The sequence below is a fragment of the Amycolatopsis sp. MJM2582 genome (genome assembly GCF_000754115.1).
Taxonomy (GTDB): domain Bacteria; phylum Actinomycetota; class Actinomycetes; order Mycobacteriales; family Pseudonocardiaceae; genus Amycolatopsis; species Amycolatopsis japonica.
Window position 1 is genome coordinate 223,349 of the sequence record NZ_JPLW01000001.1, and the last position, 19,092, is coordinate 242,440.

General features: G+C 69.6%; 22 protein-coding genes. 16 read left to right on the forward strand and 6 right to left on the reverse strand.

The window, feature by feature from the left end:
• Positions 1-50: 50 nt before the first annotated feature.
• The 4 genes from ED92_RS00995 to ED92_RS01010 all read left to right on the forward strand — a co-directional run bounded on the left by ED92_RS00995 (position 51) and on the right by ED92_RS01010 (position 5,119).
• Positions 51-1,637 (forward strand): M28 family peptidase, encoded by a 1,587-nt coding sequence (locus ED92_RS00995; protein WP_037332192.1) that lies wholly within the window; start codon positions 51-53, stop codon positions 1,635-1,637.
• Between the two features lie 203 nt (positions 1,638-1,840).
• Positions 1,841-2,896, forward strand: coding sequence for a chitinase (locus ED92_RS01000; RefSeq protein WP_037332194.1), 1,056 nt, complete (start codon positions 1,841-1,843; stop codon positions 2,894-2,896).
• Between the two features lie 85 nt (positions 2,897-2,981).
• Complete coding sequence (locus ED92_RS01005) at positions 2,982-4,235, forward strand: helix-turn-helix transcriptional regulator (RefSeq protein ID WP_037332196.1); 1,254 nt, start codon at positions 2,982-2,984, stop codon at positions 4,233-4,235.
• Positions 4,232-5,119 (forward strand): aminoglycoside phosphotransferase family protein, encoded by an 888-nt coding sequence (locus ED92_RS01010; protein ID WP_200882658.1) that lies wholly within the window; start codon positions 4,232-4,234, stop codon positions 5,117-5,119. Before ED92_RS01005 ends, ED92_RS01010 begins: the two co-directional genes overlap by 4 nt.
• On the opposite strand, the gene dapE is transcribed toward ED92_RS01010, so the two are convergent.
• Complete coding sequence (dapE, locus tag ED92_RS01015; RefSeq protein WP_037332197.1) at positions 5,112-6,185, reverse strand: succinyl-diaminopimelate desuccinylase; 1,074 nt, start codon at positions 6,183-6,185, stop codon at positions 5,112-5,114. The genes ED92_RS01010 and dapE overlap by 8 nt on opposite strands.
• A gap of 42 nt (positions 6,186-6,227) precedes the next feature.
• Between dapE and ED92_RS01020 the strand changes: the two genes are divergently transcribed.
• The 3 genes from ED92_RS01020 (at position 6,228) to ED92_RS01030 (ending at position 8,915) form a co-directional block, all read left to right on the forward strand.
• Complete coding sequence (locus tag ED92_RS01020) at positions 6,228-6,623, forward strand: hypothetical protein (RefSeq protein WP_052120195.1); 396 nt, start codon at positions 6,228-6,230, stop codon at positions 6,621-6,623.
• Between the two features lie 28 nt (positions 6,624-6,651).
• Entirely contained in the window at positions 6,652-7,638 is a 987-nt protein-coding gene (dapD, locus tag ED92_RS01025; protein WP_037332200.1) for a 2,3,4,5-tetrahydropyridine-2,6-dicarboxylate N-succinyltransferase, read from the forward strand.
• A 308-nt stretch (positions 7,639-7,946) separates the two neighbouring features.
• A complete protein-coding gene (locus tag ED92_RS01030) occupies positions 7,947-8,915 on the forward strand; it encodes a CHAD domain-containing protein (RefSeq protein ID WP_037332202.1) in 969 nt (322 codons plus the stop codon).
• Here ED92_RS01030 and ED92_RS01035 read toward each other — a convergent pair.
• Entirely contained in the window at positions 8,891-10,294 is a 1,404-nt protein-coding gene (locus tag ED92_RS01035; protein ID WP_037332204.1) for an FAD-dependent monooxygenase, read from the reverse strand. The two genes, ED92_RS01030 and ED92_RS01035, sit on opposite strands and share 25 nt — an antisense overlap.
• Positions 10,295-10,373: 79 nt before the next feature.
• Between ED92_RS01035 and ED92_RS01040 the strand changes: the two genes are divergently transcribed.
• Positions 10,374-10,982, forward strand: coding sequence for a TetR/AcrR family transcriptional regulator (locus ED92_RS01040; RefSeq protein WP_037332205.1), 609 nt, complete (start codon positions 10,374-10,376; stop codon positions 10,980-10,982).
• A 6-nt stretch (positions 10,983-10,988) separates the two neighbouring features.
• Here the strand turns inward: ED92_RS01040 and dapC are convergent, their stop codons facing one another.
• The 3 genes from dapC to ED92_RS01055 all read right to left on the reverse strand — a co-directional run bounded on the left by dapC (position 10,989) and on the right by ED92_RS01055 (position 12,708).
• Positions 10,989-12,080: a succinyldiaminopimelate transaminase gene (dapC, locus tag ED92_RS01045; protein ID WP_037332207.1), complete on the reverse strand. Its 1,092-nt coding sequence runs from the start codon at positions 12,078-12,080 to the stop codon at positions 10,989-10,991.
• Entirely contained in the window at positions 12,077-12,397 is a 321-nt protein-coding gene (fdxA, locus tag ED92_RS01050; protein ID WP_016331413.1) for a ferredoxin, read from the reverse strand. Before fdxA ends, dapC begins: the two co-directional genes overlap by 4 nt.
• Before the next feature lie 110 nt (positions 12,398-12,507).
• A complete protein-coding gene (locus ED92_RS01055; RefSeq protein ID WP_037332209.1) occupies positions 12,508-12,708 on the reverse strand; it encodes a hypothetical protein in 201 nt (66 codons plus the stop codon).
• 53 nt (positions 12,709-12,761) lie between these two features.
• Between ED92_RS01055 and ED92_RS01060 the strand changes: the two genes are divergently transcribed.
• The 7 genes from ED92_RS01060 to ED92_RS42865 are packed head-to-tail and all read left to right on the forward strand — an operon-like array spanning position 12,762 to position 17,628.
• The gene (locus ED92_RS01060; RefSeq protein WP_037332210.1) at positions 12,762-13,496 is read left to right on the forward strand and encodes an N-acetyltransferase; all 735 of its coding nucleotides are present in this window, start codon (positions 12,762-12,764) and stop codon (positions 13,494-13,496) included.
• A complete protein-coding gene (cofD, locus tag ED92_RS01065) occupies positions 13,493-14,491 on the forward strand; it encodes a 2-phospho-L-lactate transferase (RefSeq protein ID WP_037332212.1) in 999 nt (332 codons plus the stop codon). The genes ED92_RS01060 and cofD overlap by 4 nt, the downstream gene beginning before the upstream one ends.
• On the forward strand, positions 14,484-15,821 hold the full coding sequence (locus tag ED92_RS01070) for a coenzyme F420-0:L-glutamate ligase (protein ID WP_037332214.1): 1,338 nt from the start codon (positions 14,484-14,486) through the stop codon (positions 15,819-15,821). Before cofD ends, ED92_RS01070 begins: the two co-directional genes overlap by 8 nt.
• Positions 15,818-16,363: an NUDIX hydrolase gene (locus ED92_RS01075; protein WP_037332216.1), complete on the forward strand. Its 546-nt coding sequence runs from the start codon at positions 15,818-15,820 to the stop codon at positions 16,361-16,363. The genes ED92_RS01070 and ED92_RS01075 overlap by 4 nt, the downstream gene beginning before the upstream one ends.
• Before the next feature lie 30 nt (positions 16,364-16,393).
• The gene (locus ED92_RS01080; protein WP_233629594.1) at positions 16,394-17,056 is read left to right on the forward strand and encodes a hypothetical protein; all 663 of its coding nucleotides are present in this window, start codon (positions 16,394-16,396) and stop codon (positions 17,054-17,056) included.
• A 20-nt stretch (positions 17,057-17,076) separates the two neighbouring features.
• On the forward strand, positions 17,077-17,427 hold the full coding sequence (locus tag ED92_RS01085; protein ID WP_037332219.1) for a GntR family transcriptional regulator: 351 nt from the start codon (positions 17,077-17,079) through the stop codon (positions 17,425-17,427).
• A 9-nt stretch (positions 17,428-17,436) separates the two neighbouring features.
• Complete coding sequence (locus ED92_RS42865; protein ID WP_037332221.1) at positions 17,437-17,628, forward strand: hypothetical protein; 192 nt, start codon at positions 17,437-17,439, stop codon at positions 17,626-17,628.
• Between the two features lies 1 nt (position 17,629).
• On the opposite strand, the gene ED92_RS01095 is transcribed toward ED92_RS42865, so the two are convergent.
• A complete protein-coding gene (locus tag ED92_RS01095; RefSeq protein WP_037332224.1) occupies positions 17,630-18,526 on the reverse strand; it encodes a DNA-3-methyladenine glycosylase in 897 nt (298 codons plus the stop codon).
• Positions 18,527-18,600: 74 nt separating this feature from the next.
• On the opposite strand from ED92_RS01095, the gene ED92_RS01100 reads away from it, so the two are divergent.
• A complete protein-coding gene (locus ED92_RS01100; protein WP_016331402.1) occupies positions 18,601-19,053 on the forward strand; it encodes an HldE family cytidylyltransferase in 453 nt (150 codons plus the stop codon).
• Positions 19,054-19,092: the final 39 nt, after the last annotated feature.

Consider the following 19,092-nt stretch of genomic DNA (forward strand, 5'->3'; position numbering starts at 1 on the left):
CGAGGGAAGGAGTCCTTCACGCAAACCCCTCCAGAAAGGAACACCCCGGCATGAAGTGGGGAAAGCGAATAGGAGCGGCCGTCGTCGGCATGGCCGCCGTACTCGGTGTCGTCGCCGCGCCCGCGCAGGCGACCACCACCGCCGCACCGGACATCTCGCTCGCCAACGTCAAGGCGCATCTGAGCGCGTTGCAGACGATCGCCAACCAGAACGGCGGCAACCGCGCCTCCGGGCGGCCGGGCTATCCGGCATCGGTGTCCTATGTGGCACAGAAACTGCGCGACGCCGGCTACAACGTCACACTGCAGACCTGTTCGAGCTGCGCGGGTTCGAGCCAGAACGTGATCGCGGAATGGCCGCAGGGTGACGCGAGCCAGGTCATCATGCTCGGCGCGCACCTCGACAGCGTCAGCGCCGGTCCCGGTATCAACGACAACGGCTCGGGTTCGGCCTCGATCCTCGAAGTCGCCCTGACGCTGGCCCGCGAGAACCCGGCGATGGCCAAGCGCGTCCGCTTCGGCTGGTGGGCCGACGAGGAGTCCGGCCTGCGCGGCTCCAAGTTCTACGTCAACAGCCTGCCGCAGACCGAGCGCACGAAGATCAAGACATACCTGAACTTCGACATGATCGGCTCCGACAACTGGGGCTACTTCGTCTATGACGACGTCGCTTCGGTCAAGGCGGTGTTCGACGAATACTTCCGGACGATCGGCATCCAAACCGAGGGCGACACCGAAGGCGACGGCCGCTCGGACCACGCGTCGTTCAAGAGCGCGGGTATCCCGGTCGGCGGTCTCGCGACCGGCGCCGGCTACACGAAGAGCTCCGCGCAGCAACAGAAATGGGGCGGCACCGCCGGGCAGGCGTTCGACAGCTGCTACCACCGCGCGTGCGACACGCTGTCCAACATCCCGGACACCCCGCTGGAGAAGAACAGCGACGCGATCGGTTACGCGCTCTGGAAGCTCGCCGTCGGCACGTCGACGGGCCCCGACTTCTCGCTCGGCCTGTCCCCGTCCTCCGGCACCGTCCAACCTGGACAGTCGACGACCGTCACGGTCAACACCACGACGACTTCCGGTGCGGCACAAACGGTTTCGCTGAGCGCCAGCGGCCTCCCCGCCGGAGCCACCGCGACGTTCAACCCCGCTTCGGTGCAGTCGGGCGGTTCTTCGACGCTCACCATCGCGACGTCGGCGAGCACCCCCAACGGCACCAGCACGATCACCGTGACCGGTGACGGGACCTCGGTGGACCGCACGGCGCAGTACACGCTCACCGTCGGCGACGTCAGCGTGCGCACGTTCACCAACGGCACCGACTACGCGCTCAACGACTACGCGACGGTCAACAGCCCGATCACGTCCAGCGCGACGGGTACGGCGACGTCGCCGGTGAAGGTGTCGATCACCGGAACGCACACCTGCTCCGAGGATCTGCGGATCAGCCTCAAGGCGCCCGACGGCAGCACGTACTCGGTCAAGCCCACCGGATCCCTTCCGTGTACCGACCTCGGCACGCGGAACTACTCGGTCCCGGTGACCAACGAAGCCGCTTCCGGCACTTGGACGCTCGTGATCTACGACGCCTACGCGCAGGACACCGGCACGCTCGACAGCTGGACCATCACCGTCTGACCATCCGAATGGCGAAGGCCATCTCACGAGGACACCCGGCCTCGTGAGATGGCCTTCGTGCGTGAGAGGGATTTTCGGGCAACTCTTCGATATCTGGTCTAGACCACCCGATCGTCGGTAGCGGGGGCCGGGCACCGCGACCTATGTTGAGCCGAACGGCCGCTTCCTGTTCGTTCAAACCGCTTTCGAGATGGGAGCTGGGTATGTTCGGTCGCGTCTCACGGCTGCTCGCAATCACCGGCGCGGCGGTACTCGCCGTCACCACACTCGTCGTACTGAGCCCGGCACACGCCTCGCCCGACGCCGAGGTCTGCGCGGTCAAATCGAAGCCCGCGGGCAAGGTCCTGCAAGGCTATTGGGAGAACTGGGACGGCGCTTCGAACGGCGTCCATCCGCCGCTGGGCTGGATCCCGATCACCGACGCCCGGATCAAAGCCAACGGGTACAACGTGATCAACGCTGCCTTTCCGGTCATCCTGTCCGACGGAACGGCCAAATGGGAGGATGGGATGGACGCGACTGTGAAGGTCGCGACCCCGTCCGAAATGTGCGCCGCCAAGGACGCGGGCGCGACGATCCTGATGTCCATCGGCGGTGCCACCGCGGGCATCGATCTGAATTCGGCCACCGTGGCGGACAAATTCGTCGCGACCATCGTGCCGATCCTGAAGAAGTACAACTTCGACGGGATCGACATCGACATCGAAACCGGCCTCACCGGCAGCGGGAACATCAACACGCTTTCCGCGTCGCAGAAGAACCTCATCCGCATCATCGACGGCGTCCTCGCCGCGATGCCGCCGAACTTCGGGCTCACCATGGCGCCCGAGACCGCGTACGTCACCGGTGGCAGCGTCGTCTACGGCTCGATCTGGGGCGCGTACCTGCCGATCATCAAGAAGTACGCGGACAACGGCCGGCTGTGGTGGCTGAACATGCAGTACTACAACGGAAGCATGTACGGCTGCTCCGGCGATTCGTACCAGGCCGGGACGGTCCAGGGTTTCGTCGCGCAGACCAACTGCCTCGACAAGGGCCTGGTGATCCAGGGCCAGACGATCCGCGTCCCCTTCGACAAGCAGGCCCCCGGCCTGCCGGCGCAGGCGGGTGCGGGTGGCGGTTACATGTCGCCGAGCCTGGTTTCCCAGGCGTACCGCAGCATTCCTTCGCTCAAGGGCCTGATGACCTGGTCGATCAACTGGGACGGTTCGCGGAACTGGACCTTCGGCCAGAACGTGAAATCCCTGCAGGGCCGCTGAAGCCTCGTGAGTGGTAAGGACGGTTCCAACCCTCCTTACCACTCACGAGTCAGTACGGCCGCGGTCGCCCGTATCGTTCTCGGGTATGGACGAGGAGGTCGGTGGACGACTGCGGCGGCTGCGCGCCGAACGCGGCCTCACCCAGCGCGAGCTCGCCGAGCCGCACTACACCGCCGCGTACGTCTCTTCCGTCGAGACGGGCGCGCGGACCCCGTCCGGCGACGCGGTGCGCCATTTCGCCACCCGGCTCAGTGTGGACACCGGTGAGCTGTTGGGCGTGACTTCGCCGCGCGACGACGTCCGGCTCGACCTGGACATCGCGGCGGCCGCGGTGGATTTCCTGGCGGGGCACGGTTCGGCGCCGAAGATGCGACGGCTGGCGCGGCGGGCGGAGGAGATCGGCCGTGACCGCCAGGCCGGACTCGCCTGGCTGTGGCTCGCGCGATCCGCCCACGGCGACACCCGGCCCCGGCTGGTGGCCGCCGCCGAAACCGCGCTCGCGAACGACATCCCGGCGTACCGGGGGCTGGCCGCCGCGCTGCAGGCGAACGTCCTGGTCGGCCGGGGCGAGCCGCACCACGCGATGCACCTGCTCCGGACGGCGCTCGACGCGAGCCTCGACCGTCATCCGCATCCGGTGCTCCTGCTGACGCTGCACGCGTACCTCGCCGACGGGCAGCTCCGTCTCGGCGAGACCGTCCAGGCCGCGCATCACGCGGGAGAGGCACTGCGGCTGGCTCGCGGCGACGAGGAGATCCTGGCCGAACTCGCCGAGAACCAGCGTCGGCTGGCCGAGGCGTATCTCGGTGACGGACGGGTGGCCGACGCCGTCGCCGCCGTGTCGGCGCTGCACGACCTGCTCCACGAACGAGCCCTGCGGCCGATGCTGGCCCGGTGTCTGTTCGCGCGAGCGCTGGTCCGGCGCGCCGACGACCTCGAAGGCGCTCTCGCGGACCTTCGCGCGTCACGCGCGGCCGCGCCCGATCACGCCGTCACGCTGGTGCTCGCCGACGTCTGCCGCGAATTCGGTCGTCTCGACGACGCCGCCGGTCTACTCTCCGAAGCGGCCGAAGCCATCCCCGCGGACTCGCCGCTCTTCGCGTCCCTCGTGTTCCAGCAGGGGTCGCTGGCGCTGGCTCGCGGAGACCTCGAAGCAGCCGAAGCGGGCTTCGCGCACGCCATTGACGTAGCGGCACTCCGCGACGCTCGCGGCGTCTTGGCCGCTTCGATCGACAAGGCGGGAGAGCTCCTTCGCGATCAGGGGCGCTTCGAAGAGGCCGCGGACGTACTGCGGCGTGGACTGCTCCTTCTCGGAGCCGAGGAGGACGTTTCCCAGTGACCGAAGTGGACTTGGACGACATCGGCACCCGTTTGGTCGGCCGCTTCGGCGCCGATGCCGAAGGGTGGCTCGCCGGTGTGCCCGCCCTCGCAGAACGCCTGGCCTCCCGATGGGACTTCGCGCTCGGCGAGTTGTTCGACAGCGGAGCCTCGTCCGTCGTCCTGCGCTGCCGGTGGTCCGACGGGACACCGGCGGTGCTCAAACTCAGCCCGGACGGGCCGCTGCTGACCAAACAGCTCGAAATGCTGCGGGTGTTCGCGCCGTCGGGCCGGGTGCCCGCCGTCCTGGCCGCCGACGCGGACGCCGGTGCGATGGTGCTGGAGGAGATCCAGCCGGGCACCGAAGCCGAGAACCTGCCGTCATCGACCCTGCCGGGGCAATGGAGAGAGCTGCTCGCCGCCCTGCACTCCGTGGCCCCGCCCGAAGGCTGGCCGTGGAGCCTGCGCGGCCGGTTCGAGGAGTCCTTCGACCGGATCGGCCGCCGGGTCACCGAACCGGACATCGCCGCCCGGGTCGGCCCGGCCACCTGGCGGCGGGCGATCGAGCGCTGCGAGCGGTTGCTGGACACGCAGGCCGAGGTCGTACTGCTCCACGGCGATCTGCATCTCGGCAACGTCCTGGACGGGGGCCCGCGCGGCCTGATCGCGATCGATCCGAAGGCGTGCGTGGGTGATCCGTGCTTCGACGCCGTCGACTACGTGGTGGGCGGCGCCGGACGCGAGGGTGTCGACGTCCGGTGTCAGGTGGTGGCGGCCGCGTGCGGGCTCGACGGCGACCGGCTGTACGCCTGGAGCCGCGTGATCGCCCCGATGTTCGCCATCTCGCACCTCACCTACGGCGGCCCGGAGGCGGCTCTCGACGAATTCCTCGCCCTGGCTAGCTGAGGAACGCTCGCAGCACCGAAGCGACCTGCCGGATCTCGCCCGCCCGCACGTTCTCCTGGCGGGTGTGCGCGAGCGTCGGGTCGCCGGGTCCGAAGTTGACCGCAGGGATCCCGAGAGCCGCGAAGCGCGCGACGTCGGTCCAGCCCAGCTTCGCGACCGCCTTGCCGCCGGCCGCGGCGACCAGCTCGGCCGCCGCAGGAGCGCTCAGCCCGGGCAACGCTCCTGGCGACAAGTCGACAACCTCGACGTCGTAGCCCTCGAAGAGCTCGCGAAGGTGCGCTTCGGCCTGCTCGCCGCTCCTGTCGGGAGCGAAGCGGTGGTTGATCGTGAGCACGGCCTCGTCCGGCACGACGTTGCCCGCGACCCCGCCGCCGATCTTCGTGGCCTGGAGCCCTTCGCGGTAGGTCAGGCCGTCGATGTCGACCACCCGCGGCGTGTACTCGGCCAGCCTGCGCAGCGGTTCGGCGAGCCCGTGGATCGCGTTGACGCCCATCCAGCCGCGCGCCGTGTGCGCGCGGGCGCCTTCGACGCGGATCTCGATCCGCATCGTGCCCTGGCAGCCGCCCTCGATTCCCCCGTTCGATGGCTCACCGAGGATCGCGAGGTCGGCCCCCAGCCACTCGGGCAGCTCGCGTTCGATGCGCCCGAGGCCGTTCTTCGTCGCTTCGATCTCTTCGCAGTCGTAGAACACGAAGGTGACGTCGTGCTTCGGCTCCCGGAGGGCGGCGGCGAGATGCAGGAAGACGGCGTCGCCGCTCTTCATGTCGACGGTGCCGAGTCCGTGCAGGATCTCGTCGTCACCGGCCCCCTCGCGGCGCACGGGCATGTTTTCGTTGACCGGAACGGTGTCGAGATGCCCGGCCATCAGCACCCGCGACGGACGGCCGAGGTTCGTGCGGGCGAGGACCGCGTCACCGTTGCGGATCACCTCGAGATGCGGCGCCTGCGCCTGGAGCGCGGCCTGCACGGTGTCCGCGATGACCTTCTCCTCGTCCGAGACGCTGAAGATGTCCACCAGCGCGGCGGTGAGGTCGACGGGGTCCGCGTGCAGATCGAGCGAAGGCATGCCCGCACCGTACCGCCGGGCGCCCGGGGCTACCGTGAAGGAGTGCGCATGCGAACGATCTTGGTCGCCCTCCTCCTGGTACTCAGCGGCTGCGGATCGGGGGAAGTCCCGGTGAAGGTCCGTCCGACCCAGAGCACCGGGCCGGACGTGCTGCCGATCAAGCTCAAAGCGCTGACGACCGACCAGTGCTACCTGGCGCCGGGGACGGAATCGCCCAAGGGCTGCCAGAAGTACGTCACCGAACTCTCCAGCGCCGCGGGCAGCATCCGCAAGCGGCGCCCGGACCTGTCGTCGCACGCCGACGTCCTCGACCGCCCGATCGCCGCCTTCCGCGCCGCGAACTGCCAGGACGTGGCGGCTCCCGGCGGACCGTGCGGCCAGGCGCTCGGCGACATGGCGACGGCGCTGACCAGTGTGAAGAGCCTCGTCGGCGGCTGAGGAGGGTCACTGGGTTACCGTTCAGGACGTGAGCGAGCAGACCCCTGACCCCGAAACGACCGGCGCCACCGGCGTCGGACTGGCCACCGTCACGACCGACGGCACGGTGCTGGACACCTGGTTCCCGCTGCCCAAGCTGATCGACGGCACCGAAGGCAAGGCCGGCACGGTGCGGCTGACCGCCGAGGAGGCCTCCGAGGCCCTCGGTGAGGCCGCCGCCGCCCAGCTCGGCCCGGACACCGACCGCGGTGTCGAGGTCGTCGCGGTCCGCACGACCATCGCCAGGCTCGCCGACGCCCCCGGCGACACGCACGACGTCTATCTGCGCCTCCACCTGCTGTCGCACCGTCTGGTCCGGCCGCACGGCGCGAACCTCGACGGCATCTTCGGCCTGCTGGCGAACGTCGTGTGGACCAACCACGGGCCGTGCCCCGTCGAGGGCTTCGAGGCGGCCCGGCTGCGGCTGCGGGCGCGCGGCAACGTCACCGTCTACGGCGTGGACAAGTTCCCGCGGATGGTGGACTACGTCGTGCCGACCGGCGTCCGCATCGCCGACGCCGACCGCGCCCGCCTCGGCGCGCACCTGGCCAACGGCACCACGGTCATGCACGAGGGCTTCGTCAACTTCAACGCCGGCACGCTCGGCGCCTCGATGGTCGAAGGCCGGATCTCGGCGGGCGTCGTGGTCGGCGACGGCTCCGACGTCGGCGGTGGCGCGTCGATCATGGGCACGCTGTCCGGCGGCGGCAAGGAGACCATCTCGATCGGCGAGCGCTGCCTGATCGGCGCGAACGGCGGCGTCGGCATCTCGCTCGGCGACGACTCGGTCGTCGAGGCGGGGCTGTACGTCACGGCCGGCACGAAGGTGACCTTCGAGGGCAAGGTCGTGAAGGCGCTGGAGCTGTCCGGCATCTCGGGTGCGGTGTTCCGGCGGAACTCCGGGACCGGCGCCGTCGAGGTCGTCGCGCGCACCGGTGTCGGCATCGAGCTGAACGCGGCACTGCACGCCAACTGACCTGCGGAAAGAGAGCAAGGGACCTTTGCTACCGCCCAGGCTGGACCGGGCGGACGGCAGAGGGTGTGTGGAAACAGAGACGTTGAGTGTCCCTATTTCCACACACCCCTCACCCCGCGTAGCGACACTGGCCACCGTGTGGATTTTGGTGCGTTGGATGACCCAAAACCCACACAGTCACCAAGGCCGAAGCCAGAGAAAGAGAGCAAGGGACCTTTGCTACCACTCTCCCCCGGAGGGCGGTAGCAAAGGTCCCTTGCTTCTCTCACGGCCTGGACCACCTTGCCGGTTCACCTAGAATTCATCTTGTGACAGCCGAGACCCTGCCGCGCAAGAACGTCCCTTCGACCACTCCTGCCGCGCTCGGGCTCGGCGACCGGCCCGCGAAAGCGGGACCGGGCGATCCGGCGGCCACCCACGTCCGGGTCAAACTCGACGTCGAGATCCGCGCCCTCCTCGCGCACGAACCGGGCACCAAATCCGGTACCGATCCCGAAGACCTCCACCAGATGCGGGTCGCGCTGCGCCGCATGCGGAGCGTCCTCAAACTCTCGGGCCGCCTCGTCGGCCCGGACGCCGAGCCCGTGCGCACCGAACTCGGCTGGCTCGGCCAGTCCCTCGGCGACGTCCGCGACTACGACGTCCTGATCGGGCACCTCCGCGAGGTCGTCGCCGAATTCGAGGTGCGCGACCAGCCCGCCGCGCGCCGTCTGGTCTCGAAGTTCGTCACCGAACGCGGTGTCGCGAAGCGGCGGCTCACCCGGGCGCTCGCCAGCCCCCGGTACGCCTCGATGCTGCAGGACATCGGCCGTCTCGCCCGGCAGCCCGCCACCGAGGAAGCCGATGAAAGCCCCCAGACCTCGGCCGATCTCGTCGCCGGTCTCGCGAAGCCGCATCGAAAGCTCGCGAAGGCTGTGAAGGCGCTTCCCTCCGATCCCCCGGACGACGACCTTCACGCGCTTCGCATCTACGGCAAGAAACTCCGCTACGCCGCCGAAATGGCCAAGCCCGCGGCGAAGAAGAAGCAAGCGGAACGAATCCAGCGGCTGATCAAGGCCACGAAGAACTTCCAGACCGTCCTCGGGGAGCACCAGGACGCCTGCGTCGCCGCGGATCGGATGCGTGGCGTGGTGGCGTCCGTCGACGCCGAAGTCGCGTTCATCGCGGGCCGGGTCGCCGAGAAGGAACTACTGCGCCGCGCCGAGGTCCGTGCCGTGTGGCGCGACGTCTGGGCGGAGGTCGACGCGGCCGCTCAGGCGGTGAGCCCGCCGATGTAGCCGTCCGGGCGGATCTCCACCTGCCGCCCGTTCACGGCTTCGTACGCCGCGAAAGCGTGCCCGCCCACGTCCTCGAAGTCCACATCGGACAGTGCGCTGCCCGGCGGCAGGATCCGCCGCGCGCCTTCGGGGGCCGGACCGTCGCCGAACACCAGCAGCGTCGCCTGCGGGCCGCGCAGCAGCTCGAACAGCCGGACGGGTTTGCCGTTCGCGTCCTTCAGCGGCGCGTCCGGGGCGCGGTCGCCGGGCCGGATCCGGCCGGTCGCCGCGGGCGCGAGCGGGCCGCCGCGGTAGCCGATGTCGAGCTGACGCGTGTTCTCGCCGCGCTCGTGCGCGTCTTCGGTGCCTTCCTTGTACTTCTCGAGGATCTCGGTGCTGATCTTCAGCACCCGCGCGGCGACCCCGCGACGCTCGGGCTCGTAGCTGTCGAGCAGCTCCGGTGAACCGTCGGCGAGCTTCCAGCCCAGGTTGTACGCGTCCTGGACCCCGGTGTTGAGCCCCTGCCCACCGGTCGGCGGGTGGACGTGCGCCGCGTCGCCGGCGAGGAACACGCGACCGTCACGGAACCGCTCCGCGAGCCGGATATTGGGCCGCCACACCGTCGACCAGGCGAGATCGTGCAGCCGGACCCCGCCGCCGGACAGTTCGTCGAGCCGGGACTGCAACGTGCCGAGCGAGGCCTCGACCTCCTCCTCGCCCAGCGGCGCACCGAACTGGAAATGCGGCACCCCCGGCAGCGGCGTGAGCACGATCCCCGACATCGGATCCTCGGGCTTCGCGAACCAGTGCCCGTACGCACGATCGAGCCCCTCGGCCTGGACGTCGCCCAGCAACATGCGGACCGACTCGTCGGTGGTGCCCTCGAACGCGATCCCGAGCGCCTTGCGCACGAAGCTCTTCCCCCCGTCCGCGCCGACGAGGTAGTCGACCCGGACGCGCTCGCCCGGCAGTTCGGCGGTCACCCCGTCGGCGTCCTGCTCGAAACCGAGCAGTGGCGTGCCGAGCTCGACCTGGACGCCGAATTCGGCGAGCCGCTCGCGAAGGATGCCCTCGGTCCGCGACTGGCCGAGGAAGTGGCCGTTGGGATACGGCACGTCCGGCGTCGGCTCGGCGAGCTCGGCCATCCAGCGCTCGCCGACGACCTCGCCGCCCAGATGGATCTTCATCGCCACGGGCGGCTGCCCGGCGGCCAGTACCGCGTCCAGGACGCCGAGGTCCTCGAAGACCTCCAGCGTGCGCGGCTGCAGGCCGTCGCCACGCGAGCCCTCGAAGAACGTCTCGGCCTTCTCCACGATCCGCACGCCGACGCCGCGGCGCGCGAGGTCGATGGCCAGCGTGAGCCCGGTCGGCCCGGCCCCCGCGATCAGCACTTCGGTCATCTCTCCTCCAGTGAATTAGGATTCAGTGAATCTGGATTCACTATGCTCGTTGCTAGCCTTCCGTGTCAAGGAGGTGCCGATGACGGCGATGAGCCGCAAGGAGAAGGCGGCGGAGACCGAGGCCGCACTCAAGGAGGCGGCGAAGCGCGTTTTCGCGGCGAAGGGGTACCTGAACACCAAGATCACCGACATCACGGCGGAGGCCGGACGCGCGGCGGGTTCGTTCTACAACCACTTCGCGAGCAAGGAAGAACTGCTCGAAGCGCTTCTCGAGGATCTGGCGGCGGAGAGCGACGTCAACGCGGCCTCACCGGAGCACATCCCCGACTTCACCGACCCGCAGGCCGTGCGCTGGCATGTCCGCGAGTACTGGAACTTCCACCGCGACAACGCCGCGACGATGCTCGCGCTGCGCCAGGCCGCGATGGTCAGCGACGAGTTCGCACGCACTTACGCGCGCTTCGGCGCCGACCAGGCGGCGGACATCCTCGACCACCTCGGGTACATCACCGCGGCGGGCATGGAACTCCCGGCGTCGGAGCAGGTCACGCTCGCGATGATGGCCGAGTTGGTCAACGGTTTCGCGCACACGTGGCTGCTCGACCCGTCGGCGATCTCGGAAGAAGAAGCCGTCGAGGCGCTGACGCGGTTCGTCTACCGGGGTTTCACCGGTCGCGACGTGTCCTGAAGCCGATCAGGCGGTGAGCCGCTCCACGGCGGCGTCGATCCGCTCGTCCGTCGCCGTCAAGGCGATCCGGACGTGGTTCCCACCGGTCGGCCCGTAGAACGTGCCCGGCGCGGCGAGGATCCCGCGTCCGGCGAGCCAGTCGACCGTGTCGAGCGCGGATTCGCCGCGCGTGGACCAGAGATACAGCCCCGCCTCGGAGTGCGAGATCTCGAAACCGCTGTCCAGCAACGCCTTCCGCAGCACCAGCCGACGGCGCGCGTAGCGTTCCCGTTGCACGGCAAGCGCTTCGTCGTCCTTCAGCGCGGCGACCATGGCCTCCTGCACCGGCCGCGGCACGATCAGCCCGGAATGCTTGCGGATCTCCAGCAGGCCGGCGACGAGCTTCGGGTCACCGGTGACGAATCCGGCGCGATAGCTCGCGAGGTTCGCGGACTTCGACAGCGAATGGACGGCCAGCAGGCCGTCGAGGGAGCCGCCGTGCACGTCCGGGTGCAGGATCGACACGGGCTCGCTTTCCCAGCCCAGCGCCAGATAACACTCGTCGGACACCACGACGACGCCGCGTTCCCGCGCCCAGTCGACGACCTTGCGCAGATGGTCGACTCCGAGCACGCGCCCGGTCGGGTTGGACGGCGAGTTCAGCCACAGCATCGAAGGCCGCTGGGGGCCGAGCGCGAACGTGCTGTCCGCGCGCAGGAGCGAAGCACCCGCCAGCAGCACGCCGACCTCGTAGGTCGGGTACGCCACCTCGGGGATGACGATGAGATCACCGGGGCCGAAGCCCAGCTGCCGCGGCAGCGAAGCGACCAGCTCCTTCGAGCCGATCGTCGGCAGCACGGCGGCCTCGGGAACACCCGAGATGCCGTGCCGCCGCGAAAGCGCTTCGATCGCGGCGGCCCTGAGCTCGGGGATCCCGTGTGTGGTCGGGTACCCCGGGATCTCCGACACGGACGCGAGCGCCGCGCGGATGCTCTCGGGGACCGGGTCCACCGGCGTACCGATCGACAGGTCGACGATGCCGCCGGGATGCGCCTGGGCCTTCGCCTTGGCTTCGGCGAGGGAATCCCAGGGAAAATCGGGAAGAGCGACCCGGCTCATTCGCCCTGCGGGGGAAGAGCCTTGATGAAGGCGGGGTCGTGACTGGTCTTGCCGACCTTGGAGGCGCCACCGGGCGAACCGAGCTCGTCGAAGAAGTCGACGTTGGCCTTGGTGTAGTCGTTCCACTCGTCGGGGACGTCGTCCTCGTAGTAGATCGCCTCGACGGGGCAGACCGGCTCGCAGGCACCGCAGTCGACGCATTCGTCCGGGTGGATGTACAGCATGCGGTCACCCTCGTAGATGCAATCCACGGGGCACTCGTCGATACACGCCTTGTCGAGCACGTCGACGCAGGGCTCGGCGATCACGTAGGTCACTGCGTACTCCTGCTTTATCTCTGCTTCACCAGTCTGCAACGGACATTACGCGCCCACGGGCGCGACCGGCCCGCTTAGGCCACCCTTATCCATACCCCGGGTATGGGCCTTCAGCGGTCCTTCCGGCGTGGCGGCGGAGTGGCCCTGCTGTCCCCGGTGATGACGAACTGCGGCGCGGCGGGCTTCGTCGCCGCTGCGTCCTTCTCGTCCTGCTCGACGGCCTTTTCCGCGCCCAACGCCCGGTTGAAGCCGTCGGAGATCTCGCGAACCAGGTCTTCGTTGTGCCTGTCGTCCTTGCGCGCGATGCTCATCGGGGTCCCTCCACTGCCTTCCTTGGCACAATCTAACCGTGAACAGTGCGGAAATGCTCGAGCTCACCTGTAGCCGGGCTTGGACTCCCCTGCTGGAGAGCCGGATCGGTGACTGGCGGCTCCGCTGGGCGGACGGGTTCACCGCCCGGGCCAACAGCGCCCTGGCGATCGGTGACCCGGGAAAACCGCTGCCAGACGCCCTGCGGGCGGTCTGTGACTTCGCCCACGATCATGCCATCCCGCCGGTCGTTCAGGTGATCCAGAACACGTCTCTCGAAGACGATCTCGCCGCCTCCGGCTGGGTCCACTATGTGGAACACCGGCCCGCGCACGAGGTTCGCCTGCTCACCGGGCCGCTCTCGCGCGGGACCTCGGCGGAAGCGGTGATTCTCGACGAGCCGACGTCCGGATGGTGGGAGATGACGGCGGGCAGCGCCGACCCGCCGGAGGCGCCGCGTCACGTCCTCGGCACCGGCAAGGTCGGCTTCGGGATCGTGGAACTGGACGGCGTCACGGCCGGCGCGGTGCGCGGAGCGGTCGTCGGTGAGTGGCTGCACATCGCCCGTTTGGAGGTACGGCCGGAGTTCCGGCGGCGAGGGCTGGCCCGCGGGCTGATGAACGCCGTGGGCGCCTGGGGCGCCGGTCAGGGCGCGACCGGGATGCTCCTGCAGGTCGCGATGGCGAACTCCGGCGCGCTGAAGCTGTACGAAAGCCTGGGCTGTACGGAGCACCACAGGTACCGCTACTGGGCTCCCGCTCCGGGGACGTGCGAGGATCGCCCGTCGTGAAGGTCGTCATTTTGGTCGGCGGAGTGGGCGGGGCCCGCTTCCTGCTGGGGGTCAAGCAAGCACTGGGTCTGCCCGCGACGGGTTCCGCGCCGGAATCGCCGCACGAGGTGACCGCGCTGGTGAACACCGGGGACGACGTGTGGATGCACGGTCTGCGCATCTGCCCGGACCTGGACACCTGCATGTACACCCTCGGCGGGGGGATCGACACCGAACGCGGCTGGGGCCACGCCGGCGAGACCTGGACGGTCAAGGAGGAGCTCGCCGCTTATGGCGCCGAGCCGACCTGGTTCGGCTTGGGCGACAAGGACATCGCGACGCATCTCATCCGTTCGCGGATGCTGCGCGCGGGCTATCCGCTGTCCCAGGTCACCGAGGCGCTGTGCGATCGCTGGCAGCCGGGCGTGCGCCTGCTGCCGATGTCGGACGACCGCGTCGAAACGCATGTCGTGATCGACGATCCGGAGGATCCGGACCAGCGCAAGGCGATCCACTTCCAGGAGTGGTGGGTGCGCTACCGCTCCGAGCCGAAGGCGCATTCGATCATCGCCGTCGGCGCCGACGAGGCCAAGCCCGCGCCGGGCGTGCTCGACGCGATCGCGGCCGCCGACGTCGTGCTGTTCGCGCCGTCGAATCCGGTGGTCTCGGTGGGCACGACGCTCGGCGTCCCGGGAATCCGCGACGCGCTGCGGAAAACGCGCGCCAAGGTCGTCGGTGTCTCGCCGATCATCGGCGGGAAGGCGTTGCGCGGTATGGCCGACGCGTGCCTGAGCGCGATCGGCGTGGAGACCTCCGCCGAAGCCGTCGGGCGGCATTACGGTTCCCGCAAGGAATCCACCGACGGTGTGCTCGACGGCTGGCTGGTGGCCGAGGGCGAAACCGTCGACGTGCCGGGCGTCGCCGTCCGCGACGTGCCCTTGCTGATGTCCGATGTGGACGCGACCGCGGCGATGGTGCTTGCCGCCTTCGATCTGGCTGGAGTTTCCGTTGACTGACCACGCTTCGGCGAAGATCGAGATCCTGCCGGTCGAGGGCCTGCCGGAGTTCCGGCCCGGCGACGACCTGACCGGCGCGATCGTCGAGGCGGCCCCGTGGCTGCGTTCGGGCGACGTCCTGGTCGTGACGAGCAAGATCGTCTCCAAGGCCGAGGGCATGCTGATCCGCGTCCCGTCCGATCCCGAGGAGCGTGACGCCGCCCGGCGCAAACTCGTCGAGGAGGAGTCCGTCCGCGTGATCGCGCGGATCAACCGGACGGTGATCACCGAGAACAAACTCGGCATCGTGCAGGCGGCGTCCGGCGTGGACGCGTCGAACGTGGCCTCCGGTGAGGTCGCACTGCTGCCGTCGGATCCGGACGCGTCCGCGCTCGCGCTGCGGAACGGGCTGCGTGAGCGGCTCGGCGTCGAGATCGCGGTCGTGGTCACCGACACGATGGGCCGCGCGTGGCGGATCGGGCAGACCGACGCCGCGATCGGCGCGTCCGGCCTGCGGGTGCTGCATTCGTACGCGGGCGAGGTCGACAGCCAGGGCAACGAACTCGCCGTCACCGAGGTGGCGATCGCCGACGAACTGGCCGCCGCGGCGGATCTGGTGAAGGGCAAGCTCGGCGGGACGCCGGTCGCCGTCGTGCGCGGCCTTCGGCTCACTGACGACGGCTCGACCGCCAGGAAACTGCTCCGGCCGGTCGAGGAGGACCTGTTCCGCCTCGGTACCAACGAATCCATCGCGCAGGGCCGCCGGGAAGCCGTGCTCGCGCGGCGGTCGATCCGGTCGTTCACCGACGAGCCGGTCGATCCCGAGGTGCTGCGCCGCGCGGTCGGGACGGCGCTGACGGCGCCCGCGCCGCATCACACGAAGCCGGTCCGGTTCGTGTGGCTGCGCGAGGAAGGCTTGCGCCGCAAGCTTCTCGACGCGATGAAGGCGTCGTGGCAGGCCGATCTCGAAGGCGACGGCTTCACGCCGGATCAGGTCGCGAAACGGCTCAGCCGCGGCGACATCCTGTACAACGCGCCCGAGGTCGTGGTGCCGTTCCTCGTCGCCGAGGGCGCGCACACCTACCCCGACGACCGCCGGAACGCTTGTGAACACACGATGTTCACCGTCGCCGGCGGAGCTGCCGTGCAGGGCCTGCTGGTCGCGCTCGCCGCCGAAGACCTCGGCTCGTGCTGGATCGGATCGACGATCTTCGCGTCCGCCATCGTGCGCGACGTCCTCGGCCTCGACGAGCGCTGGGAACCGCTCGGCGCGGTCGCGATCGGCCATCCCGCCGCCCTCCCGCCCGCGCGCGGCCCCGTCGAACCCGGTGAAGGACTTCTCGAACTGTGACCCTGCACGAAGACGTCGTGTCCACATTGTCCGGTTGGCGACCGGCGGACGCGGCCCAGGAATCCTTGCGCCAGGCCTATCTCGGTTTCCTCGCCGCACGAGACGACGTCTGCCGCCGCGAATGCGCGGCCGGGCACATCACCGCCTCGGCCGTCCTTCTCGACGCCGACGCGGAGAACGTGCTCCTCACCCTGCATCCGCGGGTCGGCCGCTGGCTGCAGCTCGGCGGGCATTGCGAACCCGGCGACGCGACGCTCGCGGACGCCGCCCTTCGTGAGGCACGCGAAGAATCCGGTATCGAAGACCTCGTGATCGACCCGGCTCCGGTGCATCTCGACGTCCACCCGATCACGTGCTCGCTCGGCGTGCCGACCCGGCATTTCGACGTGCGTTTCGTGGTGCGCGCACCCCGCGGGGCACAACCGGTCCAAAGCGACGAATCGGACGATCTTCGTTGGTGGCCGGTGAATTCCCTCCCGAAAGGGTCGGAAGATCTCGCCGAACTGGTGGAAGCCGCCGTGCCCGCGGCGTCCGGCCGTTAGGGTGTCGGCTGACGTTCTTAAGGGGGAATGATGCTGACGACACTGACGCCATACCTGGACCGGGTCCGGGTCCACAGCAGCGGTGACGGTGAAGGCTTCGGCTGGTTTCTGCTGGTGCTGGCGATCATCGTCGTCATCATCGTGATCGTGGTGATCATCGTGAAGGTCAACCAGGCGAAGAAACCGCCGATGACCTTCCCGCAGAACCCGAACTTCGGCGGTGGCGGCCCGGCTCCGGGCTTCCCGCCGCCGCCTCCGCCCGCCGGCGGCCCCGCCCCGCAGGGCAACTGGCAGCAGCAGCCCGGCTTCCCGCCACCCCCTCAGCCCGGCTTCGGCCAGGCGCCCGGCTTCCCGCCGCCTCCGGCTCCGGCCCCGGCGGGTTTCGCGCCGCCGCCCGGCGCCCCGGCGCCCAGCCCGTTCGGCGCGCCCGGTATGCCCCAGCCCGGTTTCCCGCCGCCGCCTCCGCAGGCCGGGCCGCCGATCGACCCGAACGCGGACCGCACACAGGTCGTGTCCCCGCAGCAGCAGGCGGCCGCCGACCGCACGCAGGTGGTCTCCCCCGCGAACGCCGACCGCACCCAGGTCGTGTCGCCCGCGAACGCCGACCGCACGCAGGTGGTTTCCGGTGACGCCACCCAGGTCGTACCCGGTGGCGGCGGCGACCGGACCCAGGTGGTCCCGCCCAGCCAGTAACCCCAGCAGGGAGAAACCGCATGGTCAGGGTCGACCCGAATTCTTCGGTCCCGCCGTTCGAGCAGGTCCGCACCGCCTACGCGGAGCGGATCAACGACGGCACGCTGCCCGTCGGGGCGAAGCTGCCGACCGTGCGGAAACTCGCCGAAGACCTCGGCATCGCCCCGAACACGGTCGCCAAGGCCTACCGCGAGCTCGAAGAAGCCGGTCTCATCGAAACCCGTGGCCGGGCGGGGACGTTCGTGAGCGCGGTCGGTGACGAAAGCCGGGAGCGGGCCCGGCAGGCCGCCGCCGACTACGCCGCGCTGACCAGGAAGCTGGGGCTCGGCCGCGACGAGGCCAAGGCGATCGTCGACGCCGCGCTGGGCTAGCCTCACCGAATGGGAGTCTCCGTGTTGATGCTGCTGGTCGTCATCCTGTTCCTCGCCGGCGTCGGCGTCGGGATCTTCTTCCTGGTGAAGGCCCTCAGCAAGCCGAAGCCCCCGGTGTACCCGTACCAGCAGTACCCGCAGCAGCCGCCGCAGTACCCCAGCCAGCAGCAGCCCTACCCGCCGCAGGGCTGGGGCAACTGAGTCACATCGCGCGGTAGTCGCGGAGTTCGATCTTCGGCCCGAACCTCGGCCGCCGGAATCCGGCCGTCGAGAGGTAGCGCACCGCGCGCTGCCGCTGCGGCGAATACGGCGCCAGCACTTCGGACATCCCGGCGTCGTCGAGTTTCGTGCCGACGAGCGCGTGCCCGACCATCGACGGGATGTTGTAGTCGCCGAAGCTGACCGCGTCCGGATCTCCCCAGGCACGCTGCGCGATCTCCGCCGCGGTCCACACACCGATGCCGGGTACCTTCCGCAGCCAGGCCCGGCCCTCGACACCCTTCAGTTCGACGGCCTTCTCCAGCCGCGGTGCGACCCGGGCCGCCGCGATCAGCGTCGTCCGCCGTTTCAGATCCACCCCGGCGCGATGCCATTTCCAGTCCACAATGGATCGGATGGCGACGGGCGTCGGCGGCACGCGCAACCGTGACGGCGCCGGGCCTGGCGCCGGTTCGCCGAACCAGCGGCACAGTTCGCCCCAAGACCGGAGCGCCTCCGTGCTGGTCACCTTCTGTTCCAGCACGGCGAGCACCAGCGCGTCCCACACCCGGCCGGTCGAGCCGAGGCGCAGTCCCGGGTTCCGGCGCCGAGCCGACGCGATGACGTCGTGGTGCGCGACGAATCCGGAGTCGTCGTCGTGGGCGCCGAGCATCGCCGGGACGCCTTCGAGCAGCCTGTCCGCGCCGGGGCCCCATGCCTCCGCCTCGATCTCGCCGTCCGCGCGCCGCAGCAGCGCGAGCGTGCCCGGGCCGTCCGCGGTGTTCGCGGCAAGCCAGGTGACCCCGCCCTCGGTCCGGACGACGTTGGGCGAACGCGACCCACGGCTCAGCGGGCCCAGAACGGTGTCCAGGTCCAGCTCGAAGGCAGGACGGAATCGCACACACGGAAACTACCCGGCACTCGGCTAGGGTGAGCGGGCCACCCGAAACCGTACGCCTACGGAGGACACCGACGATGACCGAGCGACCGGCGAAGGCCTCGATCGTCAGCGGGTACTTCAACCCGCTCCACCAGGGCCATCTCGACCTGTTCGAGGCCGCTCAGGCCAGGTCCGGCTACCTGATCGTCATCGTCAACAACGATCACCAGCAGGTCCTCAAGAAGGGCAGGGTGATCCAGGTCGAGGACGTCCGGGCCCGGATCGTCCGCGCGCTGCGCATCGTCGACGACGTGTACATCGCCGTCGAGCAGGGGCCCGGCATCAACGAGTCGTTCGACCTGATCCGCGCGGCGTACCCGGACACGGAGCTCGAGTTCTGCAACGGTGGGGATCGGCGCAACGTCGACGAGCTGCCCGCCGACGAGGTCGAGGCGGGGGCCCGGAACAACATCTCGATGATCTACGGCATCGGCGGCACGGACAAGGCCGACTCCAGCACCCGGATCCTTTCGGACATGGAAGCCTGACGCCGATATTTGTCGGACGACGTTCGCGGGTCTGCTGAC

Excerpts from the sequence above, each read along its gene's own strand:
- ED92_RS01000 (WP_037332194.1), top strand. The coding sequence starts at position 1,841 with ATGTTCGGTCGCGTCTCACGGCTGCTCGCAATCACCGGCGCGGCGGTA.
- ED92_RS01035 (WP_037332204.1), bottom strand. The coding sequence starts at position 10,294 with ATGACCGAAGTGCTGATCGCGGGGGCCGGGCCGACCGGGCTCACGCTG.
- ED92_RS01005 (WP_037332196.1), top strand. The coding sequence starts at position 2,982 with ATGGACGAGGAGGTCGGTGGACGACTGCGGCGGCTGCGCGCCGAACGC.
- ED92_RS00995 (WP_037332192.1), top strand. The coding sequence starts at position 51 with ATGAAGTGGGGAAAGCGAATAGGAGCGGCCGTCGTCGGCATGGCCGCC.
- ED92_RS01040 (WP_037332205.1), top strand. The coding sequence starts at position 10,374 with ATGACGGCGATGAGCCGCAAGGAGAAGGCGGCGGAGACCGAGGCCGCA.
- ED92_RS01060 (WP_037332210.1), top strand. The coding sequence starts at position 12,762 with ATGCTCGAGCTCACCTGTAGCCGGGCTTGGACTCCCCTGCTGGAGAGC.
- ED92_RS42865 (WP_037332221.1), top strand. The coding sequence starts at position 17,437 with ATGGGAGTCTCCGTGTTGATGCTGCTGGTCGTCATCCTGTTCCTCGCC.
- dapE (WP_037332197.1), bottom strand. The coding sequence starts at position 6,185 with ATGCCTTCGCTCGATCTGCACGCGGACCCCGTCGACCTCACCGCCGCG.
- ED92_RS01055 (WP_037332209.1), bottom strand. The coding sequence starts at position 12,708 with ATGAGCATCGCGCGCAAGGACGACAGGCACAACGAAGACCTGGTTCGC.
- ED92_RS01080 (WP_233629594.1), top strand. The coding sequence starts at position 16,394 with ATGCTGACGACACTGACGCCATACCTGGACCGGGTCCGGGTCCACAGC.
- dapC (WP_037332207.1), bottom strand. The coding sequence starts at position 12,080 with ATGAGCCGGGTCGCTCTTCCCGATTTTCCCTGGGATTCCCTCGCCGAA.
- ED92_RS01100 (WP_016331402.1), top strand. The coding sequence starts at position 18,601 with ATGACCGAGCGACCGGCGAAGGCCTCGATCGTCAGCGGGTACTTCAAC.
- ED92_RS01085 (WP_037332219.1), top strand. The coding sequence starts at position 17,077 with ATGGTCAGGGTCGACCCGAATTCTTCGGTCCCGCCGTTCGAGCAGGTC.